The following is a 24,686-nucleotide window of genomic DNA, read 5'->3' on the forward strand; positions in this document are numbered from 1 at the left end:
GCCACATGAAGCTGACTCCGCGCCCCGACTCAGACAAGGTCCACGACACAGACACACTGGTCACAGCGGAGGAAAGGTTCGGTGGCCCTAGATAACGGCGCCTCGCGACCTGATCGACGTGTTCGCAGCCTCCCGCCGCTGGACCAATGCCGAGCTCGAGGAATTCGGCCGCCGCCACGCCCGCGGTCGCTTCGAGCGAGAGGATCTGCAATCAAACCTCACGGGCGCCGAGTGGACCGACGACGACGCCTTCGCCGCCTATGGACTCGATGACGCCACCATCACCGCACTCCGCACCTGGGCCGTGGAGTGGGCCGACGACCTCGCGGCCCGTCTCCTCGACGAGGCCGATCCGGACATCGACTGAAAATCCGGATGAGACCCCATCTATCAGCGGTCAGAGCAAGAGCGCATGGAATGAGTACGCGGGAAAGCAGTCGGTCGCGGGCTTGTCCGACGACGAGCCCGCCGGGCAGGCATCGGTCTGCTTCTGCCGGAGGTCGCCGCCCAGCCAGGCGCTCTGGCAGCGTACGGCCCGTTGGTTCTCGACGCTGTTCTGATCCGCCCCGAGCAGCCGGATGCGACGCCACACGTTCGCGTGGCTGCGCTGCACCGCGCGTACCCAGGAAGGAACAGAGTGCCAGTCGATGGCTACCTCGCGCTCGCCCCAGGCCACCTGCATGATCCGGCGATCAGCGGCGAAGCCCTCGACGAGATCGCGGCGCAGGAAGAGCAGGTGGCCTCGCCAGGGCTTGTCCACGCGGAAGACTGCGGAGGCGCGCCGGCCGTCCAGGCCCACGAGGTCCACAGTGCCGGGCAGTTGGCGCAGGTCGAATCGGGCGGCGAGCTCAAACGACGGCACGTCGTAGCTCCCGCCGAGCCCGGTCTCCGAAGTGCTGTCGGGGGCGAACTCCACGGCGACCTGGCCGAACTCGATGCTGTCGTCCTGCCAGTCGCGACGCAGCGCTCGGTGCGGCGGCAAGGGAGCCGAGCAACCCGGCCGCGAAGGCAACCTCACCGAAGTCGTCAATTCCTCCGGAAAGCCGCTGCGTTTCGAACGTGTCGTCCTGCCTGTTGAAGCGGTCGTACGTCTGCCCCCGCCACGCCAGATCGTCGGGCGCGGCGGCCGCCTCGGCCACCGTCGCGTAGCCGATCGGATCCGCCCAGGAGGCGAGGGCGCAGCAGGCCAGGAAGCGCGCGGCCGGATCGGCGTTCTCGTCGCGCAGGAGGGTCACGAGGCCCTGGGTTCGTTCCGCGTAGCCGCCGTCGAGGGCATCGGCGATGACGTCGTCCGGTTCGGCCGGCAGGCCCTCGAAGTCCGTGAACAGGAGCTCCCTCAGCACGGGGTCCGGTTCCCAGGGGGATGTGGCATCGGGCACCGGGCAGTTCCTTTCAGGGTCAGGCGGTGATGTATTCACGTTGATCGACGGCTCGTTGTCCATCTCGGACGTGCCGTGCGTCGACTCTCGGTCATTCCATGCGGCGATGCGCCGGCGTGCCCCGCCGCTGGAAAAATACCCGGTAGGGTATGTGTCGCGGCGGCTCGCGCGAGGGCTTCAGGCGCTTGGCGGTGGCCGTCGACCTCTCGATCCGCCGCGCCGTTCGCGGTCGACCTGGACGTCGGCAGTGAGTGGCACCGATGTGAAAGGCCCGGCCATGACCGGCACCGCAGTGCACCTCCAAACGCCCTCCTGTCCCCTCGGGTCGGAGTCGTGAGCGCCTCGCCGTTACCCGCCGTGCCGCCGTTGCTGGAACGCATACGGCGTGGGCTCATCGGTGACGACGAGGTGCTGGACGGCCCGTACGGTCCGAAGCGGATCGTCTACGCCGACTACACCGCCTCCGGCCGCTCGCTCGACTTCGTCGAGGACTTCCTCCGTGAGCGGGTGCTGCCCGTCTACGGCAACACGCACACCGAGAGTTCCCGTACCGGACTGCAGACCACCCGGCTGCGCGAGGACGCCCGCCGGATCGTGCGGGACGCGGTCGGCGGCACCGAGGACGACCTCGTGATCTTCTGTGGCTCGGGAGCCACCGCCGCCGTCAACAAGCTGGTCGGCATCCTGGAGCTGCGCCGCCCCGACCCGCCGCCCCCGGCCGAGCGGCCCGTGGTGTTCGTGGGACCCTACGAGCACCACTCCAACGAACTGCCCTGGCGCGAGTCCGTCGCCGACGTCGTGGTGATCGACGAGGATCCCGACGGCCACATCGATCTCGGCGCGCTGGAGGCGGGTCTGCGCCGGTACGCGGGCCGTCCGCTGCGCATCGGCAGCTTCTCGGCCGCCTCCAACGTCACCGGCATCCTGACCGACACCGACCGCGTCGCCCGTCTGCTGCACGCGCACGGTGCCCTGTCGTTCTGGGACTTCGCGGCCGCCGCTCCCTACGTTCCGATCCGGGTCGCGGCGAGCGCGCCGGGCGCGGGTGACCGGAAGGACGCGGTCTTCCTGTCCCCGCACAAGTTCGTCGGCGGCCCGCAGACGCCGGGTGTCCTCGTCGTGCGCCGGGACCTGGTCCGCAACCCCGTCCCCACCGCGCCCGGCGGCGGCACGGTCACCTTCGTCGACCCCCTCGGCCATCGCTACCTCGACGACCCCGTGGCCCGCGAGGAGGGCGGCACCCCGGCGATCGTGGAATCCGTACGGGCCGGGCTGGTCCTCGCCCTCAAGCAGGCGGTCGGCACCGACACCATCCAGGCCGCCGAGGAACGCCACTGGCGTCATGCGCTGGCACGCTGGGACGCCAACCCCCGACTGGAGATCCTCGGCAACCGGCATGCCCGGCGGCTGTCCATCGTCTCCTTCCGCATCCGCCACGGCGACGGCGCCCATCTGCACCACAACTACGTCGTCGCCCTGCTCAACGACCTGTTCGGCATCCAGGCCCGCGGCGGCTGCTCCTGCGCGGGGCCGTACGGCCACCGCCTGCTGGCCATCGACGCCGCCACGTCGCACGCCCTGCTCGACGAGGTCGCGCGCGGCTGCGACGGCATCAAACTCGGCTGGATCCGCCTCAACTTCAACTACTTCATCAGCGACACCGTCCGTGACTACCTCGTGGACGCCGTCGACCTGATCGCCACGCACGGCCACCGACTGCTGCCCGACTACCGCTTCGACCCGAGCACGGGCCAGTGGCAGCACCATTCCGGTGGCGAGGACCATCTGCTGCGGCTGACCGATGTGCGGTTCACCGCGGACGGACGGATCACGGCACCGCCCTCCCCTCGGCGCCGGCTGGGCGAGGAGGCGCTGGCCGATCAGCTCGGGCGCGCTCGCGAGCTGCTCGGCTCCCGCCCCGGCCGGCTGGACGAGGGCCCCACCGGGCTGCCCGCCGACTTCGAGCGCATGCGCTGGTTCCCGCTGCCGCCCGTCTGCCTGGGAGGGACCCGCCTGGCGGCCGGCTGAACACATACCCCTGCGGCTATTGTCCCGCGGGGGTGCGCGCGGAGTGCTTCGCGGGGCGTGGCTCAGGCCGACCGCGCAGCGCCGCCAGGGCGGAGACCAGATCGGCCGCGCGGGGACGGTTGCACGGCAGCCTGCCGAGCACGGCCGCCATGCCGCTCCATGCGCCGGCGCCGGCCCGGGCGCCGGTGCCTCCGGCCAGGTGGCGGCGGGGACGCCCCAGGTGCGCATGTCGACGACGGTCGGCTCGTGCAGCCGGTTGCCGACCCGGTCGGTGCGGAGGGTGACGGGGGCAAGGGGGGCGTTCATGACAGGGTGATCCTTCGTGGTCGACGCCGTCCCGAACCGGGACGTACAGTACCCCTAGGGGTATGCGTCGAGGAGCGATTGTGGAAATGGAACTCGCGGGTGCGGAGCTGAAGTCCGTCCTGAACCGTCTGCGCCGCGCGCAGGGCCAGATTTCCGGCGTGATCCGGATGATCGAGGAGGGCCGCGACTGCGAGGACGTGGTCACGCAGCTCGCAGCCGCGTCACGGGCGCTCGACCGCGCCGGTTTCGCGATCATCGCGACGGGTCTGCAGCAGTGCATCACCGACATGGAGTCCGGCCGCAGGAACGGCGAGGATCCCGAGCAGATGCGGGCCCGGCTGGAGCGGCTCTTCCTGTCCCTGGCGTGAGGGGGCAGGCGCGGGCCGGCGGGCGTCGCCCCCGTCACAGCACCGCGTCGATCATCAACACGGCCACGGCCAGGAGCACGAGGGAGAAGACGCGCCGAAGCGCGCTCCCGGACACCGTCGCGGCCGGCGTCTGCCGTCCCACGCGCCGAGTACGGCGAATCCGCCCGGCTTCGGCGACTCGGCCGGATCAGGCTCGGCACGACATCCACGGAGTACCGGAACCGGTTCCGGCACTCCGTCCAGGGCCTCTCTTTCGGATCTTGCCGGGGCCGCGCAGAAGTCGCCGTCGCTCCGAGCCGGCCCGACCCGGAAGAAGGACCCCAGGGCCGGTCCGGCTCAGCCGGCCGGGGCCGGGACCCGGTTGCGCCACGGGATACGGGTGGCGGCCAGGGTGACGATCAGTGCCGAGGCCGCGACCGTGGCCATGCCCAGGGTCAGGCCGCCGACGCCGGCGACGAACCCGATCACGGCGGGGCCGGCCAGCAGTCCCGTCGTACCCATCGCGGCGACCAGGGACAGCGCGTCCGGGCCGCGTTCGGCGGCGGCCACGTACACGCACGGCGTCACGGCGGCCGCTCCCAGCCCGACGCAGGCGAACCCGAGCAGGGTGGGGACCACTCCGCCGGCCGGCAGGGCGAGGGCCAGGCCGAGGCCGGCCACGGCACTGCCGGTGCGCACGACGCGTCCGTCGCCCCAGCGGCTGCGCCAGCGGTCCGCGCGCGCCCGGGCCAGCAGCATCATGACCGAGACGACCGCGATGCCCATCGGCGCCACCGTCGAGGAGGCCTTGACGACGTCCTTCATGTAGAGCGTGGACCAGTCGTTCATGGCGCCCTCGGTGATGGTGCCGAACGCCATGGCGCAGCCCATCAGCAGGGTCTTCCCGGACGGACGTGTCAGCCGGGCCCGCTTCTTCGCCGCGCCGTGTTCGGTGTGCGCGAGGAGGCCGGGGCGGGCGTAGGCGAGCAGGAGCAGCGACAGGGCCGCGGCCACCGCGAAGTGGGCCGGGACGGACGAGGTGACGGTGGTGATGCCGGATGCCAGGAGTGCGGCGCCGAGCAGGCCGGCGCTGAACGTCGCGTGCAGTTGGGACATGGCGGTGCGGCCGTACGCCGTCTCCAGGGCGGCGCCCTGGGCGTTCATGGCGACGTTCAGGCAGCCGACGGCGACCCCGTCAGCGCAGATGACCAGCAGGGCGAGCGGGTAGTCGGGCACCACGGAGAGGGCCGCGAGCAGCGCCGTGAGGCACAGCGCGGAGGCGAGGGACAGACGCCGGGAGCCGAGCCTGCGCATCAGATGGGCGACGAGCGGGAAGGAGGCCGCCGCGCCCGCGCCGCAGGCCATCAGCAGCAGTCCCAGTTCGCCGGTGCCCAGGTCCAGCCTGGCTTTCAGCGCGGGCAGCCGGGCGGCCCAGGTGGCGTACTGGAAGCCGAGGAAGCAGAACAGCGCCGCGATCGCCCATTTGGCGCGGCGGAAATCCGCGGGGTCCGGTGTCGTGGTCATCAGCTCGCCTCCCGGTGCGCGGCGGCCACGGGGGCCGACATGTACACCGCGTCGCGGCCGTATCCGGCGGGCAGCCGGACCTCGCGGTGGGCCCGGTAGCCGTGGGTTCGCCAGAAGGGCTCCTTGCCGGCGACGGCGATCAGCGAGATCGTCCGGAAGCCGCGTGCGCCGGCCGCGCCCGTCAGATGGCGCACCAGCCCGCTGCCCAGTCCCCTGCGCCGCAGCGGTGCGCTGACGACCAGGTCGTGCAGGTGGAGGTTGGCCGAGCGGCGGACCGCCCGCTCCGGGCGGGACAGGTCCGGGTAGCGGTACATCGGGTACGGCAGGGCGAGGACGTAGCCCGCGATCCGGCCGCCGAGGTCCAGGACGAAGCAGGTGCCCGCCGCGGCCCGGGACCGCAGCGCGGCCTCGCCCTCCGTCAGCGAGGTGTCCGCGTACGCCCCGGCCTCCAGGGCCGCGACCTCGGGCCAGTCGGCCTCGGTGATGCCCCGTATGAGGTCTGTCATGTCAGCGTTGTCCTTCCGGTCCGCGTGCGCACACGCACGGCAGTGGGCGGATGCCGTTGAAGCCCTGTGTCGTGTAGCTGGTGGCGTAGGCGCCGGCGGACAGGATCCAGACCGGGTCGCCCGAGGCGACGGCGCCGGGGACGCGCACCGGGTACCGGCCGCCGCCGAAGGCGTCGTCGCTGTCGCAGGTCGGGCCCGCGACGACGGCGGAGACGTCCTCCCCGCCCGCGTGGGTGGGGAAGACCAGCCGGTAGCTCAACTGGTCCGTCTCGTAGAGGCCGTTGAACCTGCCCACGCTGAGGTACAGCCAGCGGGTGGATGTCCCGTCCGGCTGCGCCCGCTCGGTGAGCCGGTACACATGGGCGCGGACGGCGCCGTGGTCGGCGACCAGGTGGCGGCCGGGTTCCACGACGAACGCGAGCGGAGCCGCGGTGAGGCCGCTCAGGCGTTCCATGCCCTCCCGGATCACGGTGAAGATCTTGTCCAGGGGCGGGTCCAGGGGGTTGCCGTGCCGGTCGAGGCAGCCGAGCGCGGGCAGACCGCCGCCGAGGTTGACGTGGTCCGGTACGATCCCCAGCCCGGTCAGCGTGCCGAGCACCTCGGCGAGGGAGTCGAGGGCCTGCTGCCAGGCCTCGCCGGTCATCTGCTGGGAGCCGACGTGCACGGACAGACCCGCCGGGACGAGTCCGGACGCGGCGGCCGTGGTCAGGACGTGGACGGCGTCCTCGGCCGAGCAGCCGAACTTGCGGTTCAGGCCCCACAGGGCCCCCTCCCCGCTGGTGGCGAGGCGGCAGAACACCCGGGCGCCGGGCGCGCGTTCGGCGATGGCCGCAACGTCCTGCACGCTGTCGGTGGCGAAGGTGCGGACGCCGAGCCGGTGGGCCTCGGCGATGTCCGCGTCGGACTTGACGGTGTTGCCGTAGTGGATCCGGTCCGCGGGCACACCGGTGCGCAGGGCCTGGGCGATCTCGGTGGGGCTCGCCGCGTCGAAGCCGGCGCCGCGGTCCGCGAGGCGGCCGAGCACCTCGTCCACGGGGCAGGCCTTCAGGGCGAAGCGGACCCGGACACCGGGCAACTCGGCGACCAGGCGGTCGTACTGGGCGCCGATGCCGTCGAGGTCGTAGACGATGCGGTCCGCCGGGGCGGCGGTCAGGGCGGCGGCCAGCCGCGGGCTGATCTCCACGGTCACCGGCCCTCGTGCCCGGGCGCGGTGTGCCGGGCCGCGTCGACCAGCGCGGGCCAGGCCTCGGTCAGCAGGGCGAAGTCCTCGATGTCCCGGCGGGCCTCGTCCAGCAGCCGCGCCCGGCGCGCGGTGAGCCGCTCGGCGAACTCCGCGTAGCGGCCGCCCAGTTTGCGGTAGGCGGTGTCGACGCGGTCCAGGCGCCACTCGTTCTCGGTGCGGTCCAGGGCGGTGCTCTCGCGCAGGAACTCCACGATCCTGCCGGCCCGTACGTGCTGCCGGTCGTCCAGGAGCCGGGCGCCCTCGGCGGCCATCCGGTCGTAGACGTGGTGGAAGTAGAGCATCGAGAACAGGAACTTCACGAAGCGGATCTGGTAGGCCGGGAAGCCCGTGTCGGTGCGGCGTTCCGGGGTGTGGAAGTTCTCGATGTGCCGGTTGTGCAGGATGCCCGGGAGCCCGGCGTCGTGGACGAGGTGGATGAGGAAGTAGTCGCTGCCGATGGTGTCGGTGGCCGGGGGCAGCGGGACGCGTTCGTACACGTCGTGGTGGAAGGCGATGTTGCACATGTCGACCCGCATCGGGTCCACCAGACTCAGCGTGGACCGGTCGGCGGTGAAGGGGGCCGTGCCGGCTCCGGTGAAGGACGCCTCGACCAGTGCGCGCCGCTGCTCCGGTGTCGCGTCGGCGGGCGCCCACAGGCCCACCACGTCGTGGTAGACGGCCTCGTCCAGGCGCCGTATCTCGGCGATGTCGACGGAGAGTTCGCCGATGAACGAGGCACCGGCCAGCGACACCGGGCGGTCCGAGTGGGCCGGTTCGAGGTCCGTGCGGACCGTGGCCGACGCCTCGGCGGCGGGCCTGCCCAGCCACGGCAACTCCTGGTGGACGGGGAAGACCGGTTCCCCGTGCAGGAGCTGGTAGGCGCTGTCGGAGTCCCTGCGGTGCACGGAGTGGCAGCCGAGCGCCGTGGCCAGCAGGAAGGCGCGGTCGGTGCAGGAGCCGTAGGAGACCCCGGACGGGAGCAGCAGGCCCAGCATCCGCTCCGGGCCGGGCAGGCCGGCCCGCCGGATCACGCGGCGCAGGAAGTCGCGCTGGGGGTCCTCGCCGAGGTGGTGCACGGTCACCTGGGCCGTCGGGGGAAGCCGGCCGATCACCCTCGTGTGCTCGGCCCGTGTGCGGTCGTCCGAGGAGTCGAGGATCAGCAGCCGCACGTCGGCGCCGAAGTGCCGTGCCGCGTAGGCCGCTTCCCGGTGGATCGCGGTGATGGTGGCGGAGCAGGCCCGGTTCGTGGGCAGGCACAGGCAGATCCGGTTCACTGTGCCCCTTCCGCGGCGGCCCAGGAGTCCAGGCCCAGCAGCTTCCGGCCCAGGCCGGTCAGTTCGGCGGGGCCGTACCGCAGGGCCTCCGGCCGGCGTGCGTCGCCGAGCAGGGTGGCGTTCCAGTCGGGGGTGGCGCGCGTGCGCCAGGAGTCGACCCGCGAGGTCCGCAGCTCGGTGTGCCCCTCCAGGGCGGGCATCATCGACAAATACTGCACGGCCCGGACAGCGTTGTCAGAGAGGTTCGGTGCGACGCCGTGCGCCAGCAGCCCGTTGAAGATCAGCAGGTCGCCGGCCTGGAGGTCGGGCCGGACCACGGGGAACTCGGCGCGGTCGATCGCGGGCCGTATCGGGTCGCGGCCGGCCGGCTGGGCGACGCGCCACTCCTCCATCCGGCGGAACAGCTCCGGGGCGCACTGGAATCCGCCGAGTTCGGGCCGGGTGTCGGTGAGGGCGATGATGCCCTGGACCCGCTGCGGCAGCACGGCGAGGGTGGTGTCGACGTCCCAGTGCAGCTCGATGTCGAAGCCCTCGTCGGTGGGTTCGATCAGGGACCGGGAACGGGTGCGGACATTGGGCGGGTTGAGGTTCAGCCGGTCCAGGGTGACCCACAGTTCCGCGCAGTCCCACACGTCCGCGAAGGCGTCGTACACCCGCTGTGTCTGGCGGCTGTCCCAGACGAGCTGGTGGTGGTACGCCTCCACGAAGCCGTAGATGAACAGGTGCTGGTCGAGTTCGGAGCGGAACTCGGGCTCCGTGTACCAGGTTTCCGGGCGGTCGGGGTCGAGTCCCTGGAAGTCCCAGGCGAATTCGAGCAGGCCCTTGGCCTCGCCGGGGGTGATGACCTCCGGGACGACGACGTAGCCGTACGTCTGCCAGAAGGCGAAGTCCTCCTCGGACAGCACCCGCAGGGGCCGGGACTTCTCGAGGTCGCGCAGCGGTGTCGGGGCGAGGTAGGTCTCGCCGTCCGCACTGAAGTAGGGGCGGCCGGAGGCCGCTCGGTGGAGGTAAGGGGAGGGCTGGTGCATGCCGTCACTCCGTGGTGATCGAACAGAAGCGCCCTCTCAAGCTGGACTAGACCAATTGAGGGTGTCAACGATTACCGGCCGGTACCCCCGTCAAAGTGCCGCCCAACTGCCGCCGAACTGCCGCCTGTTGACGGACACCAGCAACAGCGGCAACGGCAACGGCCGGCACCGGGCCTCGATGAGGCGCTCGGTACCGGCCGTGGAAGGGGGCCGTGCGGTTCAGCCCGCGACGACGGCCTCCGCCGCCGCCGCACCGCAGACGCGGGCGGCGCCGTGGGTGGCGATGTGCAGGGCGCCGCGCGGCGGGGCCTGCGGTACGCCCATCTCGACCACCACGGTGTCCGGGCGTACGGCGAGCAGCGCGTCCAGCGCGGAGCCCATCCAGACGTGCCGGTGCTCGTCGCGGACCACGGCGACGACCCGGTGGCCGCTCGCCGCCGCGAGGGCCTGCCGGCCCGCGTCGGGCCCGGTGAAGGTCCCGGCCGTGCTGCCCGGCAGCAGCCGCCCCAGCTCGGCGGCCACGCCCCAGGGGGTCTCGTCGCCGACGGCGATGTTCGGGGCCGGGTTGAACCGGGCCACGTACACCGGCCCGGTGACCGGCGCGGCGGCGCCGGCCCGGGTCACCGTCAGGGCGCGGCGGGCCGCTACGAGGCCGATCTCCGGTTCGGGTACGACGGTTTCGGCCTCCTTCCTGGTCCCGGCGGTCCAGCGCGCCAGCTCCCGCACCCGGGCGGCCGCGTCGGCGAGGCGCTCCTCGGGCAGCTCGCCGGAGCGTACGGCGGCGACGAGCGCGTCCCGCAGCTTGAGCACGGTGGCCTCGTCGCTCAGACCGCCGCCGACGCAGATCGCGTCCGCGCCCGCCGCTATCGCGAGGACCACGCCGTGCTCCAGGCCGTACGTCCCGGAGATGGCGCGCATCTCCATGCCGTCCGTGACGATCAGGCCCCGGTAGCCGAGTTCACCGCGCAGCAGGTCGGTGAGGACCCGGCGGGAGAGGGTGCCGGGTCGGTCCGGGTCGAGGGCGGGGACCAGGATGTGCGCGCTCATGACGGCCCGGGTGCCGGCCGCGATGGCCGCGCGGAAGGGGGGCAGCTCGCGCTCGTACAGGGTGTCCGCGTCCACGTCGATGCGCGGGACGGCGTGGTGGGAGTCGACGTTGGTGTCGCCGTGTCCGGGGAAGTGCTTGGTGCACGCGGCGACGCCGGTGGACTGCAGCCCCTCGACCCAGGCGGCGGTGTGCCGGGCGACCAGGCCGGTGTCGGCGCCGAAGGAACGGACCCCGATGACCGGGTTGTCGGGGTTGGCGTTGACGTCGGCGGACGGCGCCCAGTCGAAGTTCACACCGCAGGCGGCGAGGCGGCGACCCAGCTCGCGGGCGACGCCCCGGGTGAGACCGGGGTCGTCGACGGCGCCGAGGGCGTGGTTGCCGGGGAAGGAGGAGCCGGTACGCACGTCGAGGCGGGTGACGTCGCCGCTCTCCTCGTCGATGGCGACCAGCAGGTCGTCCCGTTCGGCGCGCAGTTGGGCGGTGAGGGCGGTGACCTGCTCCTCGGAGACGACGTTGCGGCCGAACAGGGCGACGGAGGCGAGTCCCTCGCCCAGGCGGCGGCGCACCCAGTCGGGCGCGGTGGTGCCGGCGAACCCCGGCTGCAGCACGGCGAGGGCGTCCCGGGTGAGGGTGTCTGTGCCGGTGGCGAGTGTGGTCATCGGCGGGGTCATCCCTTCACGGCGCCGTCGGTCAGACCGCTGACAGCCTTGCGTTGCAGGAAGATGAAGAGGATCAGGATGGGCAGCGCGAACAGGGACGAGGCGGCCATCGTGGCGCCCCAGTCGTCGCCGAAGGCGGTCTGGAACTGGGACAGCCACAGCGGCAGGGTCTGCTTCTCGATGTCCTTGTTGAGGATCAGGACCAGCGGGAACTCGTTCCAGGCGGTGATGAAGCCGAACAGCGAGGTGGCCATCAGACCGGGTGCGAGAAGCGGGAAGATCACCTTGACGAAGGCCTGGGTCCGGGTGCAGCCGTCGACCATCGCGGACTCCTCCAGCTCCTTCGGCACCGCGGCCACATAGCCGCGCAGCGTCAGGATGGTCAGGGGCAGCACCATGATCGCGTAGAAGACGGTGAGCGGGACCAGGCTGTCGAGCATGTCGTTGTCGCGCACCAGCATGTAGATGGCGATGACCATGACCTCCCAGGGCGCCATCTGCGCCAGCATGAAGGTCACGATGAAGCCCCGCCGGCCCTTGAACCGCATCCGGGCGAGCGCGAAGGCGGCGAACAGGGCGATGACGAGCGACATCAGCACCGCGCTGACCGTGACGGTCACGGAGTTGGCGACCAGGGTCCAGAAGTGGTCGGCGTCCACGGCCTTGGCGAAGTGGCCGAAGGTGACGTTCGTCGGGAGCCACACCGGGTTCTCGGAGATGATGTCGCCGGTCGGCTTGAAGGCCGTGGCGAACATCCAGTAGACGGGGAACGCGAAGCCGACGAAGAGGATGAGGGCGGTCGCGTTGGGCCAGAGTCGGCCGATGACGGAGCGCTTCACAGCTCGTCCTCCTCTTGCTTGAGCACCATGCGCAGGTAGTACGAGGTGATGACGAGCAGCACCGCGATGGTCAGGAAGGAGATCGCCGCGCCGACGCCGAAGTGCTGGTTGCCGACGCCCTCGACGAAGGCGTAGATCGGCAGGGTCTCGGTGAGGTGGTCGGGACCGCCCTCGTTGATCGCGAAGATCTGCGGGAACGCCTTGAAGACCCAGATGACCTCGAGGAACGTGGTGGCGTACAGGAAGGGCCGAAGGAACGGGAAGGTCACCGAGGTGAAGCTCTTCCAGGCGCCGGCGCCGTCCAGGGACGCGGCCTCGTACAGCTCCCTGGGTATCGTGGTGGTGGCGGCGTAGAGGTTGATCGCCACGAACGGGATCGACTGCCACACGATCAGCAGCGTGATCACGGAGAAGGTGGAGAACTGGGAGCCGAACCAGTTGTAGTCGGCCATGGAGTGCCAGCCGAGCTTGTCCAGGACCCAGTTGACCACGCCGAAGCGCTGGGCGAACAGCCACTGATAGACGGTGGTGGCCGCGATGACGGGCATGGCCCAGGCCAGGACGAGGCCCAGCAGGAGCACCAGCCGCATCTTCCTGCCGAGGCGGGCGAGCAGCAGCCCGACCAGGGTGCCGGCCAGCATGATCAGGACGACGTTGGCCGCGGTGAAGATCACCGACCGCTCGACGACGTGCCAGAAGTCCGCGCCCGTAAGGACCTCTTTGTAGTTGTCGACGCCGTTCCACTCGGTGAGGTGCTGGATGAGCTGCCGGGGGTTGAGGTTCTGGAACGACAGCATGCCGTTCTTCACCAGGGGCCAGCCGAGCAGGATCAGTGTGGCCAGCAGCGCGGGCAGCAGGAGCAGATAGGGGGCGGCGGCACCGCGGCGTCCGGACGGGGACCCCGAGCCGCGGTCGTCGTCCCTCGGCGGCCCCGGTGTCCGGGCCTTGCGGACAGCGGGCTCCCCGGCCGTGTCCGTGCCTTCGGTCTGCACTGACATGAGTTGCCATCTCTTCCGTGGCGGTACCGGCCGAACCGGCCGTACGAACGACTGAACCGGGGGGCGTCCGCCGACGCCCCCCGGCGCGGGTCATCAGTTCTGCTGGGCCAGGCGCTTGTTGATCTCGCCCTCGACCTGCTTGGCGGCGTCCGCCGGGGACTTACCGTTCAGCACCGCGGTCATGTAGGACTTGATCGGGTTCGGAGTGTTCTCCACCGCGGCCCACTCGGGGATCAGCGGGGTGGTGCCACCGACCGCGGCACCGGGAGCGGCGGCCTCGGCGACGGCGTTGCCCTTGAGGTTGGTCTCCAGGGACTGCTTGTTCGGGATGACGCCGTTGAGCTTGGCCAGCTCGCCCTCGTACTGGTCGGAGAGGGCGATCTTCAGGAACTCCTTGGCGAGCGCCTGCTTCTTGCTGCCCTGGGCGACCGCGAGGTTGGAGCCGCCGAGGAAGACGCCCTCGGGCTTGTCGGCCGTCACACCCGGGACGGTGAAGTAGCCGAGGTCCTTCTCGATGGCCTTGTTCGCCTGGATCGCCGTGCCGGCCTCCCAGCCCATGCCGATGAAGGCGCCGGTCTTGCCCTTGGCGAAGACCTGGGCCTGCTGCGGGGTGGCCTCGTCCTTGTCCTTGGGGGCCTTGGAGAAGGCGGCGTACTTCTTGTAGATCGCCATGGCGGCGGCGACCTTGGGGTCACCGAGGTTGGAGACGTACTTGTCCCCGTCCTTCTTCACCAGGTCGGCACCCTGGCCGATGGTCAGGCCGTCGAAGAAGTACCAGTTCTGGCCGGGCAGGTAGAGTGGCTCGGCGTCGGTCTTCTTGCCGATGGCCTGCAGGTCCTTGAAGAACTCGTCCCGGGTCTTCGGGGTGTCCTTGATGCCGGCCTTGGCCCAGATCTTCTTGTTGTAGATGACCACGCGGTTGGCGAAGTACCAGGGTGCGGCGTACTGCTTGCCGTCGTAGACGGAGGACTGCGAGACCGACGGGGTCCAGTCCGAACCGATCTGCTGCTTCAGGTCGCTCAGCTCGGCGAGGCCGCCGGTGGCGGCGTAGGCCGGGGTCTGGGTGTTGCCGACCTCGATGACGTCCGGCGGGTTGGACTCGGAGAGGGCGGTGGTGATCTTCTGCTGGATCCCGTCCCACTTCTGGATCTCGAACTTCAGCTTGGCGCCGGTCTTCTTCTCGAAGGCGGCCTGCACGTCCTTCGACCACTGGGGCGGCGCCGAGCCGTCCATCGTCCAGACGGTCAGCGTCTGGCCCTTGAAACTGTCCGGTCCCGCGTTCTTGCCCGTGTCCTTGCCGTCGTCGCCGCCGCACGCCGAGACGGAAACCATCATGCCCGCGATCACGATCGCGGCAGCAAGCTTGCGCTTCACGCCACCCTCCTCAGGGATGCCATTTATCCCCCCACGCCCTCGGCGGTGACCTGCGTACGACGCTGTTGCACGTAGGGCTCGGGACCTGGCCACTAATGGTGTAGACCAGTACCGTGGAGCTTGGCCTAGACCTTTTGGAGTGTCAAGGGTGGTTCCGGAAGGCGGTCCCGGCCGTTACGAGAAAGTCACCGGAGCGCATCCGTCCCCTTTTGGGCGGCGCGCCTACTGGACTAGACCTCCGATGCCAGTTGGACTAGACCATAGGGCAGTTGGTCGCTATAACGGGAGCCCCCACACACTCGGCCGGGAAGGCAGGCATGGCCACCGACGTCAGCAGCGCCCAGCACCCCAGGGGGGCGCCCCGCCGCGCCGCGCGCGTGCCGAAGTACTACCGGATCAAGCAGCAGGTGCTGGAGATCACGCAGGCGCTCGAGCCCGGCTCGGCCATGCCCGCGGAACGACTGCTCGCCGTCCGGTTCGGCACCTCCCGCACCACCATCCGGCAGGCGCTGCAGGAGCTGGTCGGGGAGGGACGGCTCGACCGCATCCAGGGCAAGGGCACCTTCGTCGCCCAGCCCAAGCTCTACCGGACCCTCCAACTCACCTCGCACACCGAGGACATGCGCGCCCAGGGCCTGGAGCCCGCCTCGCAGGTACTGGACATCGGCGAGGTCGCGGCGGACGCGAAGCTCTCCGGCCTGCTCGGCATCGACGTCGGCGAGCGCGTCCTGCGCATCGAACGACTGCGGCTGGCCAGCGGCGACCCCATGGCGATCGAGACGACCCACCTCTCCGCACGGCGCTTCCCCGGGCTGCGCCGGTCGCTGGCGACGTACCCGTCGCTGTACACGGCGCTCGCCGAGGTCTACGGCGTCCATCTCGCGGAGGCGGACGAGACCATCGAGACCTCGCTGTCGACCCCGCGCGAGGCCCACCTGCTCGCCACCGACGTGGGCCTGCCGATGCTGCTGCTGTCCCGGCACTCGCGGGACGCCGAGGGCACACCGGTGGAGTGGGTGCGATCGGTCTACCGCGGCTCCCGGTACAAGTTCGTCGCCGCGCTGCGCCGGCCGGTGGCCGGCCCGTCCCTCGGGCGCGCCCGGGAGACCGGGTGAGCTTCCCGCACACCGCCGGGCCCGAGCCGAGCCTCGCCACCGCGCTGGTGCGGGCACGGGAGGCGGCCTGCCTCACCCAGGACGAGCTCGCGGTGCGGTCGGGGCTGAGCGTGCGGGCCATACGCAATCTGGAGACCGGGCACACCGCCCGGCCCCGCAGGCAGTCGCTCGTCCTGCTCGCCGAGGCGCTCGGGCTGGCGCCCGGTGAGATACGGCGGCTGTTACGGCTGCCCCGGGGCGAACAGCCCGCCCCGGGCGGCTGCGCCGTACCGGCCGAACTGCCTCCGGCGCCCCGGCACCGCCTCGTCGGCCGGGAAGCGCTCGCGGCGGAGCTGACGGCCCACCTGCCCGGCCGGCGTGGACCCGCCGTCGTCGTCGGACCCCCGGGCGCCGGGAAGACCGCGCTGGTGCTCGACACCGCCCACGCCGTGCGCGACCGGTTCCCGGACGGGCAGGTCTTCGTCGACCTGCATCCCGCGGCCGGCCTCCCCTTCACCGCCGACCTGCTGGTCAGCCGCGTGCTGCGGTCCCTCGGTGCTCCCGGCGCCCAGAACCCGGAGGAGGCGCGCGCCCGGCTGCGGGACGCGCTGAGCAGACGGCGGGTGCTGGTGGTCCTCGACAACGTGGTCACCGAGGCGCAGGTCCGCCCGCTGCTCGTGGACGGCGGGCGCAGCACCGTCCTGGTCGCCGCGCGCCGCGAACTGCCCGCGCTGCCGGGGCAGGTGTGCCACCGGATCGGCACGCTCGGCCGACGGGAGGCCACCCGGGTATTGGAGGACCTGGTGGGTACCGCACGGGCCCGGGCGCAGTGTCCGGCCGCGCTGGACATCGTGCGCTGCTGCGGCCGCCTGCCGCTCGCCCTGCACCTCGCCGGACTGTGGCTCACGGCGCGCCCGCACCGGTCGCTGCGCGACCTGGCGGACCGGCTGACCGACGAGCGGGACCGGCTGGAGACGCTGTCCGTCGGGGATCTGTCCCTGCGGGCGAGCGTGGCCGCGTACTACCGGCCCCTGCCGCCCCCGCTCCGGACGTCCCTGCACCAACTCCGGCATGTGACAGGAGACTTCGGTGTCGAGGAGATGCTCGCCCGGGTGACGCCGTCCCGGCGGCTCGCCGTGGACCTGCTGGAGGAACTGCTGCACCGCCAGCTGATCCGGTCCGGCCGGCCGGATCCGGCCGGGGAGGTCCGCTACCGGCTGCACGACGCCGTGCGCCTGTACCTGGCGCACGGCGTGTGACGGAACCCGCTCAGTCCAGGAACGCCGTCTCGATCCAGCGGCGCACCGCCCGCGGCCGCATCCGATGCAGACGGTCGACGGTGTCGGCCACCGCCTGCGAGCCGCCGACCGACAGGAACTTCTCCCGCACCAGGTCGGCGTGGCCCGCCCGGGTCTCCGGACCGGCGGCGCCCACCGGGATCAGCCGGGTGCGAGAGACGGTACGGCCGTCCGTCAGCCGTACGGTGACCCGGGCGCCGGTGGCCTTGGTGGACCGGGAGAAGTCCCGGTCGTCGGCCTGCAGCGCCCCGATCAGGTCCACGAGTTCGTCCCCGCCGAAACCACGCAGCCAGGGCACGGCCAGATCACCGGCCTCGCGCACGGCCTCGCCGAACGGCGCGTCGGACAGGAACAGTTCGCGGGTCATCTCGGTGTCGTGCTCCAGCCGTATCCGCTTCGCCAGCGCCCAGCGGTCCGGGTCGTCCAGACGCGGCGAGGAGAAGTCGTCCACCGAGAACTCGCCGGTGAGCAGCGTGGTGGCCACGGGGTAGGGCACGTCCAGGACCAGCGCGCCGAGCGGGGAGCCGGGGCCGGTGACGTACTGGGCGGCCCGCTCCCCCGCGAACAGCGTGTACAGGGAGGCCTCCACGACCACTTCGGCCACGTCCAGCGGCCTGACCGCGCCGAGTTCCTTGTGGATCTCGGCGGCGCAGTCCACGGCCGCGTCGATGCCGGGGCCTCCGGGGTGCATCTTGAAGGAGAGGGTGTCCGTGTGCCAGCGGCGGCCCAGTCCCTTCGCCACCGCCTGCGGCAGCGGCACGGTGGCGAACCGGGCCAGGAAGCCGTCGCTGTGCTCCATGATGTCCGGCGCCCCGCGCAGCCCCGCGTACGCCGCGTCGCAGGCGTCCATCGCGGTGCGCACCGGGGTGAAGGTGTTGAACAGCCGGGCGTCGCTGGCCAGGAAGGCGCGCATCAGCGGCCAGTTGGGCATGGCGAAGGCCAGCCCGAAGGCGTTCTCGAAGAGGGAGGCGGTGGCCCGGTCGCAGTGCAGGCGCCCCGCGACCGCGCCGGCCAGGTGGGTGTGCACGGCGCTCTGGCCGCGCAGCGGGCCGAGCGTCGCGGAGGCGGTGATGCGGGCCGCGCACTCGTTGGCCACGACCACCGCGGTGAGCAGCGACAGCCCGTCCAGCCCGCGGGCGTACGCGAAGGCGAGGGGGACGGCGACCGTGGAGTTGGACAGGTGTCCGGCGTAGGCCGTGTCGTCGAGGTTGAGCCAGGAGCCGAGGGCCGCGAAGACACCGGCGGCCTGCCGCGGGTCGCGCTGCATGGGGTGCCCGAAGGCGGCCACCAGCTTGCGGCCGAGGGGGTGCTGGAGACCGGCCCGGATGGAGGCGATCTGCGACAGCACCTGGCTCGCGCCGAGCTTCAGCACCCGGCACGGGATGTGCTGCGGGCGCAGGGTGGCGGCCCAGTGCGAGAGTTCGCGCAGCGGGGTGTCGGCGGGCGCGCGGCCGCGGGCGGCCCGGGGCAGGGTCCGTGCCTGCTCGGCCCAGTCGGCGCACAGGGCCCGGGCGACGCTCTCCCCGAGGACAGCGGTCATGAGGCGGCTACCTTCCTTGCCGTGTGTGCGTCGAGCGGTGGGAACACGACGGCGGGAGCACCGGTGCCCGGTGCTCCCGCGCTGGGTGCCGGTTCTAGGCCGCCGGGACCTTGTCCAGGAAGCCGTAGACGGCCTTGATCTTCCCCTCGTTGTCGGTGACCAGGACGTCGAAGCCGATGGCGATCGGCTCGGCGCCCGGCTCGGTCACCAGGCCCCACTGGAAGCGGGCCTGGTTGTGGTGGGCGTCGACGGTGCCGTGCAGTTCGAAGCTGAGGCCCTTGAACTGGTCGCGGGCACCGGCCACCACGGCCCCGAAGCCCTCGGGACCCTCGACCGCCGCGAGCGGGTCGATGTACGGGGCGTCGGCGGTGAACAGCTCGGCGATGGCCGCGGCGCGCTTCTCGGCGTCCGCCTCGTTCCAGATGTCGAGGTAACGGGAGACGGTGGTGGTCAGGTCGCTCATGCGGGCGTTCTCCTCTGTGACGTGCTTGCTTGTTCTTCGGACAGGTGGCTTCGTACGGGCTCAGGGGTTGGCCGGCGCCCAGACCGGGAGGGCGCCCGGGAGCACCTCGAAGGTGGCCGAGGCGCCGATGCCGTGCTGGTACTCGCCGTCGTGCTCCAGCGGCAGCCGGTGGCCGTCGGTGCGCTCGACGGTGATCCTGCGGCCCCGCGCGTACACGGTCGCCCGGTGCTCCATGTGCGCGGCGGTCAGGGTGAGTTCGGGTACGTCGGCCGCGGCGACGTCGCCGCCGATGACGCAGACGTCGAGCAGTCCGTCGTCGAGCAGCGAGTCCGGCAGCACCAGGAACCGGCCGCCGCGGTAGCGGCCGCCGCCGACGTTGGCGAGGACCGTGGGGCCCTCGTGCACGACCCGGCCGTCCACGGTGACCCGGCCCGGGTACGGCTCGTAGCCGGCGGCCGTGTCGGCGAAGGCACGGGCGTAGCGCTCGCGTCCGGTCAGCGGCAGGTCCCGGGCGGTGATCAGCGCGTCGGCGATCACGCCCGAGCAGGCGCCCAGGTAGACGTAGTTGCGGGTCTCGGTGAGCCGGGCCAGGTCCAGGCGGCGCAGCCGGGCGCTGCCGCCGATGCCGTGGTCGGTCAGGACCGCCTTCAGGGACTCGCTCCAGGGACGGTCGCCCCAGAGCATCTTGTAGCCGGAGTTGCCGGTGCCGCCGGGCACCACCGCGAGGGTGGCGTTCCCGGTGACGGGCACCAGACCCTGTACGGCCTCGCGAACGGTCCCGTCGCCCCCGATGACGACGATCAGGTCGGGGGCCCCGGCCGGCCGCTGCAGGGCCCGGCGCACGGCGACGGTGGCGTCACCCGGTCCGGTGGTGAGGTGCACCTCGGCGCGCTCCAGGTAGGAGGCGCACAACTGCCGTACTTCCTCGAACAGTTCGGGCGAGTGACTGCCGGATGCGGGGTTGCCAAGGACGAGTGCCCGGCTGGGCGCCGGGGCTGCGGTGTCTGCCATGTCGGGCGTACTCCTTCGTCGGACGGCACCGGCGGACCGGGCTGGATGTGCGCCCCGGCGTCGCGGCGATCTCCACTGTGCAGGGGGGTGCTGTCACCGGGCTGACGTGGCGCTGACGCGGGGCCGGGGCGGCGCAGACGCGAACGTCCGGCCCCCTCGACGGGGGCCGGACGTGTGTCCCGGGGGTGGGGCGGGTGTCCCCGGGGGTGGGGCGGGTGTCCCCGGGGGTGGGGCGGGTGTCCCCGGGGGTGGGGCGGGTTTCACTCCTTCACGAACGCCAGCAGGTCGGCGTTGAGCCGCTCCGCGTGGGTCGCGAAGAGCCCGTGGGCGGCGCCCTCGTAGGTGAGGAACCTGCTGCCGGGTATCAGCCGGGCGGTGCGCGGGCCGCACAGCGGGTACGGCGCCGCCAGGTCGGCGGTTCCGTGGACCACCAGGGTGGGCACCCGGACCGCGGCCGTCTCCGCGCGCTGGTCGGTGGTGAACAGCGTGCGGTAGATCTCGCCCCCGGCTCTGGGCGAGGTGTTCAGGCACATGCCGATCAGCCAGCCGGCGAGCTGCTCCGAGATCGGCAGGTCGTCCGGGTCCGGGTCCGGGCCTGCGAAGAACGGCCAGGTGAGGGCGTTCAGCCAGGCGGCCCGGTCGGTGCGGATGGCCCGCTCGACCTGCTCGAAGAGCCCGGGTTCCAGTCCGTCGGGGTTGTCCGGGGCACGCAGCAGGAACGGTGTCGTCGAGGCGACCAGGGCCAGCTTCGCCACCCGGGCGGTGCCGTACCGGGACAGGTAGCGCACGCACTCACCGCCGCCCACCGCGTAGCCGACCAGCACGGCGTCCCTCAGGTCGAGGTGGTCGAGCAGGTCGGCCAGGTCGCCGGCCAGGGTGTCATAGTCGTATCCGTTCCAGGGGATGTCCGAGCGGCCGCTGCCGCGCCGGTCGTAGGTGACGCAGCGCAGGCCGCTGCCGGCGAGGAACGGCGCCTGGAACTCCCACATGCGCGAGTCCGCCATGGCCGCGCCGAGCAGCACGACGGGGCGTCCGTCGCCCCAGTCGCTGTAGTGCAGCCGGGTGCCGTCCCGGGTGGTGAGGTACGGCATCTGTCCTGCCTCCTTTCCGGTGGTCGGGGCGGTCCCGGGGCGCTCACTTCCGGGCGGCGCGGCCCGGGGCCGCCAGCACCAGCAGGGAGGCGAGGACACCCAGGCAGACGAGCGGGATCAGGGTGACGGTGAACGCGTGCGGGTAGGCGCCTGCCTTGCCGCCGGCGTCCGCGAGCGCGGGGAAGAAGACCGTGCCGGCGATCGCCACGCCGACGGCGGCCCCGCCCTCCTGAGCGGTGTTCAGCAGCCCCGATGCGGCGGCCGCGTGCTCGGGGACCGCGCCGCCCAGCACCAGGTTGGTCAGCGGGCCGGTGGTCAGGCCCATGCCGAGCCCGGCGACCAGCAGGGCCGGCAGCAGCCACAGCACATGACCGCTCATGCCCAGGTCCCGCGCGGTCAGGGCGATCGCGGTGTAGCCGACGGCGAGGATCAGCGGACCGACGGCCACCCGGCGGGCGTTCACCGAGGCGGCGAACCGCGCCGAGACGATGGAGGCCCCGAAGTAGCCCGCGCCCAGCGCCAGGAAGAGCAGTCCGGACTCCAGCGGGCTCAGGCCCCGGCCCAGCTGCAGATAGAGGGCGAGGGTGAAGAAGAACGAGCCCATGGCGAGGAAGTAGACGACCGTGGCGACCAGACCCACCGAGAACAGCCGGGAGCGGAACATCCCCGGCTCGATCAGCGGACCGCGTCCGGCGGCCGACCTGCGGCGCAGGTGCCACACGGTCACCGCGAGCAGGACGGCCGCCCCGGCCAGCGACTCCCACACCCACACCGGCCAGTCGCGCTCCTGTCCTTCGAGCAGCGCGAACACCACCAGGCCCAGGGTCACCGTGACCAGCAGGGCGCCGGCCAGGTCGAGCCGGGTGCCGCCCTGGCCGCGGGACTCGGGGATGGTGCGGCGGGTGAAGGCGAGGGAGAGCAGGCACAGCGGCACGTTGATCAGGAAGATCGTGCGCCAGCTCAGGCCGGCCACGTCGACGGAGATCAGCGCACCGCCGATGAACTGGCCGAAGACACCGGCGAGTCCGATGACCAGGCCGTAGACGTTGAAGGCGCGGTCGCGGGCCTCGCCCGTGTAGACCGTGCCGATGATCCCCAGCACCTGGGGCACCATCAGCGCCGCGGCGGCGCCCTGGGCGATCCGGGCCACGGCCAGGACGGTCACCGAGGGTGCGAAGCTGCACGCGGCCGAGGCCACCATGAACAGCGCCATGCCGAGGGCGAACATCCGCCGGCGGCCGTAGAGGTCGCCGAGGCGGCCGCCGGTGATCAGACCGGAGGTGAAGGCCACGCCGTAGCCGACGACGATCATCTGGGCCTGGGCGGCGGTGGCGTGGAGGTCGGCCTTGATGGCTGGGACGGCCACGTTGGCGATGAAGAAGTCCAGCACCGTGATGAACGTCCCGACGAGCACCACCAGCAGGGCACCGGCCGAGGGGGCGGCAGCCGGTGCGTCGGCCGGGATCGTCCTGTCACGCCCCTGCACCGCGACTTCCGGGCTTGCTTCAGAAGTCATGACGACTCCGTTTCCTTGATCTTTCGTTGGGGGTTGGGGTGCACGGATTCCTCCGGTCACCAGGTCACGGGAAGACGGGTCACCCCGTGGAAGACGGTCCCGCGGCGGAACAGCGTGCGCGGGTCGGCCGCGAGGCGGAGGTTCGGGAAGCGGCGCAGCAGGGAGCGCAGGGACACCTCCATCTCGAGCCGGGCGAGCGGTGCGCCCTGGCAGTAGTGCGGGCCGAAGCCCCACTGCAGATGGCCGCTGGTGTCGCGGTGCGGGTCGACGCGGTGCGGGCAGGCGAAGGCGGACTCGTCGTGGTTGCCGGCGGGCACCGAGATGACGACGGCGTCGCCCTTCTCGATGGTCACACCGCCGAGTTCCAGGTCCTCGATCGCGAGGCGGACCATGGCGTCCTGGGAGATCGACCAGTAGCGCATCGATTCCTCGATGAAATTGCCGATCAGCGCGTCGTCGGCGGCGGCGACCTGCGCCCGCAGCTCGTCGTCGCGGAGCAGGGCGAGGACGTTCAGGGCGATCTGGTTGGTGGTGGTCTCGTGGCCCGCGACCAGCACGAGGCGGGCGATGCCGACGAGTTCGTCGAGGGTGATGGCGCCGGTCGCGTGGTGGTTGACGGCGAGCCGGCTCATCAGGTCGTCGCCGGGGTCGGCGAGCTTGCGCAGTGCCAGCTTGGCGAGGTACTCGGACATCTCCACGAAGGCGGCCCGGGAGACGGCCGGGTCCTCCTGGGAGATGGTGACGCGGGTCTTCTCGATGAAGAACGGGGAGTCCTCCTCGGGGACGCCCAATAATCGCGCGATGACGAGGGTGGGCAGGGCCCGGGAGAAGACGGCGTGCAGGTCGGCCGGTTGTGGCTGGGCGGCCAGTTCGTCCAGCAGCTCGTCCACCAGCCGCTGGACCGGCTCGCGCAGCCGCTTGACGCGGCGGGCGGTGAACTCGGTCTGGATCATGCCGCGCAGCCGCGCGTGCTCGGGGTCGTCCAGGCGGAGGAACGAACTGGGGTTGCCCCCGGGCGGCACCTGGATGCGCACGGGGGCGCCGGGTAAGGTCTCGTCGGCGCTCAGGCGCGGGTCGGCGAGGGCCTGTCGTACGTCGGCGTAGCGGGTCACCAGCCAGGCGAGCCGGGACTCCGCGGCTCCTGCCGGGATCCGCACCGCGCAGGGGGGCGCCTTGCGCAGCTCGGCCAGGATCGGCGGTGGGGTGCCGTCCTCGGTCCGGGCGAAGGGCCAGTCCAGAATGTCGGTGTGGTCCGCGAGTGACATGTTCGTCCTCCATGTTCGGGGGGCAAAGGTGATCCTCGGCACCGACTCTCTTTCTGCGCTGGACGAGGTGAAGGGGGCCCGGGCGGGCGGGGAAAGAGGAATGCCTCCCTCCGGGCCACGCGCGAACGTCGTACGCCACCTTCGCGCAGTGCCCTGACACCGCGCTGACGCAGCGCTGACACAGGTCCCTGCCGGGACCCGTGCGAGTCGGTGGGGGGAAGCTGCTAGCGCGTGGCGAGGGCGGCGGTCCGCCGTGACACGGCGGCCGGGGCCTGCTGGAGCGAGCGGGAAAGCGGCGGCTCTGTGCGGACAACTCCGTGTCTCGGTTCGCGAGTCGGGAGCTGTGCGGTGCGGCGGCCGGGTCGGCCGTGGTGCGGGCCCGAGGCGGGGGTGTGGGCCATGACGGGGCGTTCTCCTCACGTCGGACGTGGCGCACCGGCGGTGAACCGGAGCGCGCGCTGGTGCGTGCGGTGGTAATGACTTTGCCAAGGAGAACTGACCCGCAGCTGACCTCGGGCTGACACGAGCAGGCCAGGGACGTGCCGGGAGGCGGGGGCGGCGGGTTGAGGCCGGGGGCCGGGAGGTCGGGGCCGGGAGGTAGGGGCCGAGAAGTCGGGGGCGGGGGCCGAGAAGTCGAGGGCGGGGGCCGAGAAGTCGAGGGCGGAGAGGTTGGGAGGCGAGGGCCGACAGACGGGGCCGAGAGACGGGGGGGGTGAGCGGCTGGAAGGCCGAGAGACCGGGGGGGCTCCCGCGTCGAGCGGGGCCTCGGCCTCGGGCGGGCCCGCTCCGTACGTGGCTGAGGCGAGGCCCGAACGGCGTGGTGGGCGAAGACACGGGAGCGAACGCGACGGGCGGGCCATCCCCACCAGGGACCCA

General features: G+C 72.0%; 21 protein-coding genes and 1 pseudogene. 5 read left to right on the top strand and 17 right to left on the bottom strand.

Features of this window, described 5'->3' with window-relative positions; genetic code table 11:
* Positions 1-97: 97 nt before the first annotated feature.
* Positions 98-367: pseudogene (locus AC07CM_RS14700) on the top strand (hypothetical protein); the annotation flags it as partial.
* A gap of 30 nt (positions 368-397) precedes the next feature.
* On the opposite strand, the gene AC07CM_RS14705 reads toward AC07CM_RS14700, so the two are convergent.
* Together AC07CM_RS14705 and AC07CM_RS14710 are read right to left on the bottom strand one after the other, a co-directional pair.
* Positions 398-862, bottom strand: coding sequence for a hypothetical protein (locus AC07CM_RS14705; protein WP_478876744.1), 465 nt, complete (start codon positions 860-862; stop codon positions 398-400).
* Complete coding sequence (locus AC07CM_RS14710) at positions 849-1,442, bottom strand: hypothetical protein (RefSeq protein WP_478876745.1); 594 nt, start codon at positions 1,440-1,442, stop codon at positions 849-851. Before AC07CM_RS14710 ends, AC07CM_RS14705 begins: the two co-directional genes overlap by 14 nt.
* A 270-nt stretch (positions 1,443-1,712) precedes the next feature.
* Between AC07CM_RS14710 and AC07CM_RS14715 the strand changes: the two genes are divergently transcribed.
* Positions 1,713-3,407 (top strand): aminotransferase class V-fold PLP-dependent enzyme, encoded by a 1,695-nt coding sequence (locus AC07CM_RS14715; RefSeq protein WP_478876746.1) that lies wholly within the window; start codon positions 1,713-1,715, stop codon positions 3,405-3,407.
* 386 nt (positions 3,408-3,793) lie between these two features.
* On the top strand, positions 3,794-4,081 hold the full coding sequence (locus tag AC07CM_RS14720) for a metal-sensitive transcriptional regulator (protein ID WP_478876747.1): 288 nt from the start codon (positions 3,794-3,796) through the stop codon (positions 4,079-4,081).
* A 336-nt stretch (positions 4,082-4,417) separates the two neighbouring features.
* Here AC07CM_RS14720 and AC07CM_RS14725 read toward each other — a convergent pair whose 3' ends face one another.
* From AC07CM_RS14725 to AC07CM_RS14765, 9 genes are all read right to left on the bottom strand, one after another.
* Positions 4,418-5,584 (bottom strand): MFS transporter, encoded by a 1,167-nt coding sequence (locus AC07CM_RS14725; protein ID WP_478876748.1) that lies wholly within the window; start codon positions 5,582-5,584, stop codon positions 4,418-4,420.
* Positions 5,584-6,090: a GNAT family N-acetyltransferase gene (locus AC07CM_RS14730; protein ID WP_478876749.1), complete on the bottom strand. Its 507-nt coding sequence runs from the start codon at positions 6,088-6,090 to the stop codon at positions 5,584-5,586. The genes AC07CM_RS14725 and AC07CM_RS14730 overlap by 1 nt, the downstream gene beginning before the upstream one ends.
* A 1-nt stretch (position 6,091) precedes the next feature.
* The gene (locus AC07CM_RS14735; protein ID WP_478876750.1) at positions 6,092-7,279 is read right to left on the bottom strand and encodes a type III PLP-dependent enzyme; all 1,188 of its coding nucleotides are present in this window, start codon (positions 7,277-7,279) and stop codon (positions 6,092-6,094) included.
* On the bottom strand, positions 7,276-8,586 hold the full coding sequence (locus AC07CM_RS14740) for a DUF6271 family protein (protein WP_478876751.1): 1,311 nt from the start codon (positions 8,584-8,586) through the stop codon (positions 7,276-7,278). The genes AC07CM_RS14735 and AC07CM_RS14740 overlap by 4 nt, the downstream gene beginning before the upstream one ends.
* Complete coding sequence (locus tag AC07CM_RS14745) at positions 8,583-9,614, bottom strand: phytanoyl-CoA dioxygenase family protein (protein ID WP_478876752.1); 1,032 nt, start codon at positions 9,612-9,614, stop codon at positions 8,583-8,585. Before AC07CM_RS14745 ends, AC07CM_RS14740 begins: the two co-directional genes overlap by 4 nt.
* Before the next feature lie 219 nt (positions 9,615-9,833).
* A complete protein-coding gene (locus AC07CM_RS14750) occupies positions 9,834-11,321 on the bottom strand; it encodes a glycoside hydrolase family 3 protein (RefSeq protein WP_478876753.1) in 1,488 nt (495 codons plus the stop codon).
* 8 nt (positions 11,322-11,329) lie between these two features.
* The gene (locus AC07CM_RS14755) at positions 11,330-12,160 is read right to left on the bottom strand and encodes a carbohydrate ABC transporter permease (protein WP_478876754.1); all 831 of its coding nucleotides are present in this window, start codon (positions 12,158-12,160) and stop codon (positions 11,330-11,332) included.
* Entirely contained in the window at positions 12,157-13,158 is a 1,002-nt protein-coding gene (locus tag AC07CM_RS14760; protein ID WP_478876755.1) for a carbohydrate ABC transporter permease, read from the bottom strand. The genes AC07CM_RS14755 and AC07CM_RS14760 overlap by 4 nt, the downstream gene beginning before the upstream one ends.
* Before the next feature lie 93 nt (positions 13,159-13,251).
* Positions 13,252-14,532, bottom strand: a complete 1,281-nt coding sequence (locus tag AC07CM_RS14765) for an extracellular solute-binding protein (protein ID WP_478876756.1) — start codon at positions 14,530-14,532, stop codon at positions 13,252-13,254.
* A 317-nt stretch (positions 14,533-14,849) separates the two neighbouring features.
* Here AC07CM_RS14765 and AC07CM_RS14770 point away from each other — a divergent pair, with 317 nt between their 5' ends.
* Positions 14,850-15,647 carry a GntR family transcriptional regulator gene (locus AC07CM_RS14770; protein WP_478876757.1) on the top strand — a complete coding sequence of 266 codons (798 nt, stop codon included), beginning with the start codon at positions 14,850-14,852 and terminating at the stop codon, positions 15,645-15,647.
* Positions 15,644-16,885, top strand: coding sequence for an AAA family ATPase (locus AC07CM_RS14775; RefSeq protein ID WP_478876758.1), 1,242 nt, complete (start codon positions 15,644-15,646; stop codon positions 16,883-16,885). The genes AC07CM_RS14770 and AC07CM_RS14775 overlap by 4 nt, the downstream gene beginning before the upstream one ends.
* Before the next feature lie 10 nt (positions 16,886-16,895).
* Here AC07CM_RS14775 and AC07CM_RS14780 read toward each other — a convergent pair whose 3' ends face one another.
* From AC07CM_RS14780 to AC07CM_RS14805, 6 genes are all read right to left on the bottom strand, one after another.
* Complete coding sequence (locus AC07CM_RS14780; RefSeq protein WP_478876759.1) at positions 16,896-18,464, bottom strand: MmgE/PrpD family protein; 1,569 nt, start codon at positions 18,462-18,464, stop codon at positions 16,896-16,898.
* Positions 18,465-18,558: 94 nt separating this feature from the next.
* Positions 18,559-18,927 carry a nuclear transport factor 2 family protein gene (locus AC07CM_RS14785; RefSeq protein ID WP_478876760.1) on the bottom strand — a complete coding sequence of 123 codons (369 nt, stop codon included), beginning with the start codon at positions 18,925-18,927 and terminating at the stop codon, positions 18,559-18,561.
* A 60-nt stretch (positions 18,928-18,987) separates the two neighbouring features.
* Entirely contained in the window at positions 18,988-19,938 is a 951-nt protein-coding gene (locus AC07CM_RS14790; protein WP_478876761.1) for a diacylglycerol/lipid kinase family protein, read from the bottom strand.
* A gap of 260 nt (positions 19,939-20,198) precedes the next feature.
* Positions 20,199-21,029, bottom strand: a complete 831-nt coding sequence (locus AC07CM_RS14795; protein WP_478876762.1) for an alpha/beta fold hydrolase — start codon at positions 21,027-21,029, stop codon at positions 20,199-20,201.
* Positions 21,030-21,072: 43 nt separating this feature from the next.
* Positions 21,073-22,545 (bottom strand): MFS transporter, encoded by a 1,473-nt coding sequence (locus tag AC07CM_RS14800; protein ID WP_478876763.1) that lies wholly within the window; start codon positions 22,543-22,545, stop codon positions 21,073-21,075.
* Positions 22,546-22,601: 56 nt separating this feature from the next.
* Complete coding sequence (locus tag AC07CM_RS14805; RefSeq protein WP_478876764.1) at positions 22,602-23,810, bottom strand: cytochrome P450; 1,209 nt, start codon at positions 23,808-23,810, stop codon at positions 22,602-22,604.
* Positions 23,811-24,686: the final 876 nt, after the last annotated feature.

The sequence above is a fragment of the Streptomyces sp. NPDC044061 genome (assembly GCF_056434305.1).

Excerpts from the sequence above, each read along its gene's own strand:
- AC07CM_RS14795 (WP_478876762.1), bottom strand. The coding sequence starts at position 21,029 with ATGCCGTACCTCACCACCCGGGACGGCACCCGGCTGCACTACAGCGAC.
- AC07CM_RS14725 (WP_478876748.1), bottom strand. The coding sequence starts at position 5,584 with ATGACCACGACACCGGACCCCGCGGATTTCCGCCGCGCCAAATGGGCG.
- AC07CM_RS14745 (WP_478876752.1), bottom strand. The coding sequence starts at position 9,614 with ATGCACCAGCCCTCCCCTTACCTCCACCGAGCGGCCTCCGGCCGCCCC.
- AC07CM_RS14750 (WP_478876753.1), bottom strand. The coding sequence starts at position 11,321 with ATGACCACACTCGCCACCGGCACAGACACCCTCACCCGGGACGCCCTC.
- AC07CM_RS14800 (WP_478876763.1), bottom strand. The coding sequence starts at position 22,545 with ATGACTTCTGAAGCAAGCCCGGAAGTCGCGGTGCAGGGGCGTGACAGG.
- AC07CM_RS14770 (WP_478876757.1), top strand. The coding sequence starts at position 14,850 with ATGGCCACCGACGTCAGCAGCGCCCAGCACCCCAGGGGGGCGCCCCGC.
- AC07CM_RS14760 (WP_478876755.1), bottom strand. The coding sequence starts at position 13,158 with ATGTCAGTGCAGACCGAAGGCACGGACACGGCCGGGGAGCCCGCTGTC.
- AC07CM_RS14805 (WP_478876764.1), bottom strand. The coding sequence starts at position 23,810 with ATGTCACTCGCGGACCACACCGACATTCTGGACTGGCCCTTCGCCCGG.
- AC07CM_RS14730 (WP_478876749.1), bottom strand. The coding sequence starts at position 6,090 with ATGACAGACCTCATACGGGGCATCACCGAGGCCGACTGGCCCGAGGTC.
- AC07CM_RS14785 (WP_478876760.1), bottom strand. The coding sequence starts at position 18,927 with ATGAGCGACCTGACCACCACCGTCTCCCGTTACCTCGACATCTGGAAC.
- AC07CM_RS14710 (WP_478876745.1), bottom strand. The coding sequence starts at position 1,442 with ATGGACAACGAGCCGTCGATCAACGTGAATACATCACCGCCTGACCCT.
- AC07CM_RS14780 (WP_478876759.1), bottom strand. The coding sequence starts at position 18,464 with ATGACCGCTGTCCTCGGGGAGAGCGTCGCCCGGGCCCTGTGCGCCGAC.
- AC07CM_RS14790 (WP_478876761.1), bottom strand. The coding sequence starts at position 19,938 with ATGGCAGACACCGCAGCCCCGGCGCCCAGCCGGGCACTCGTCCTTGGC.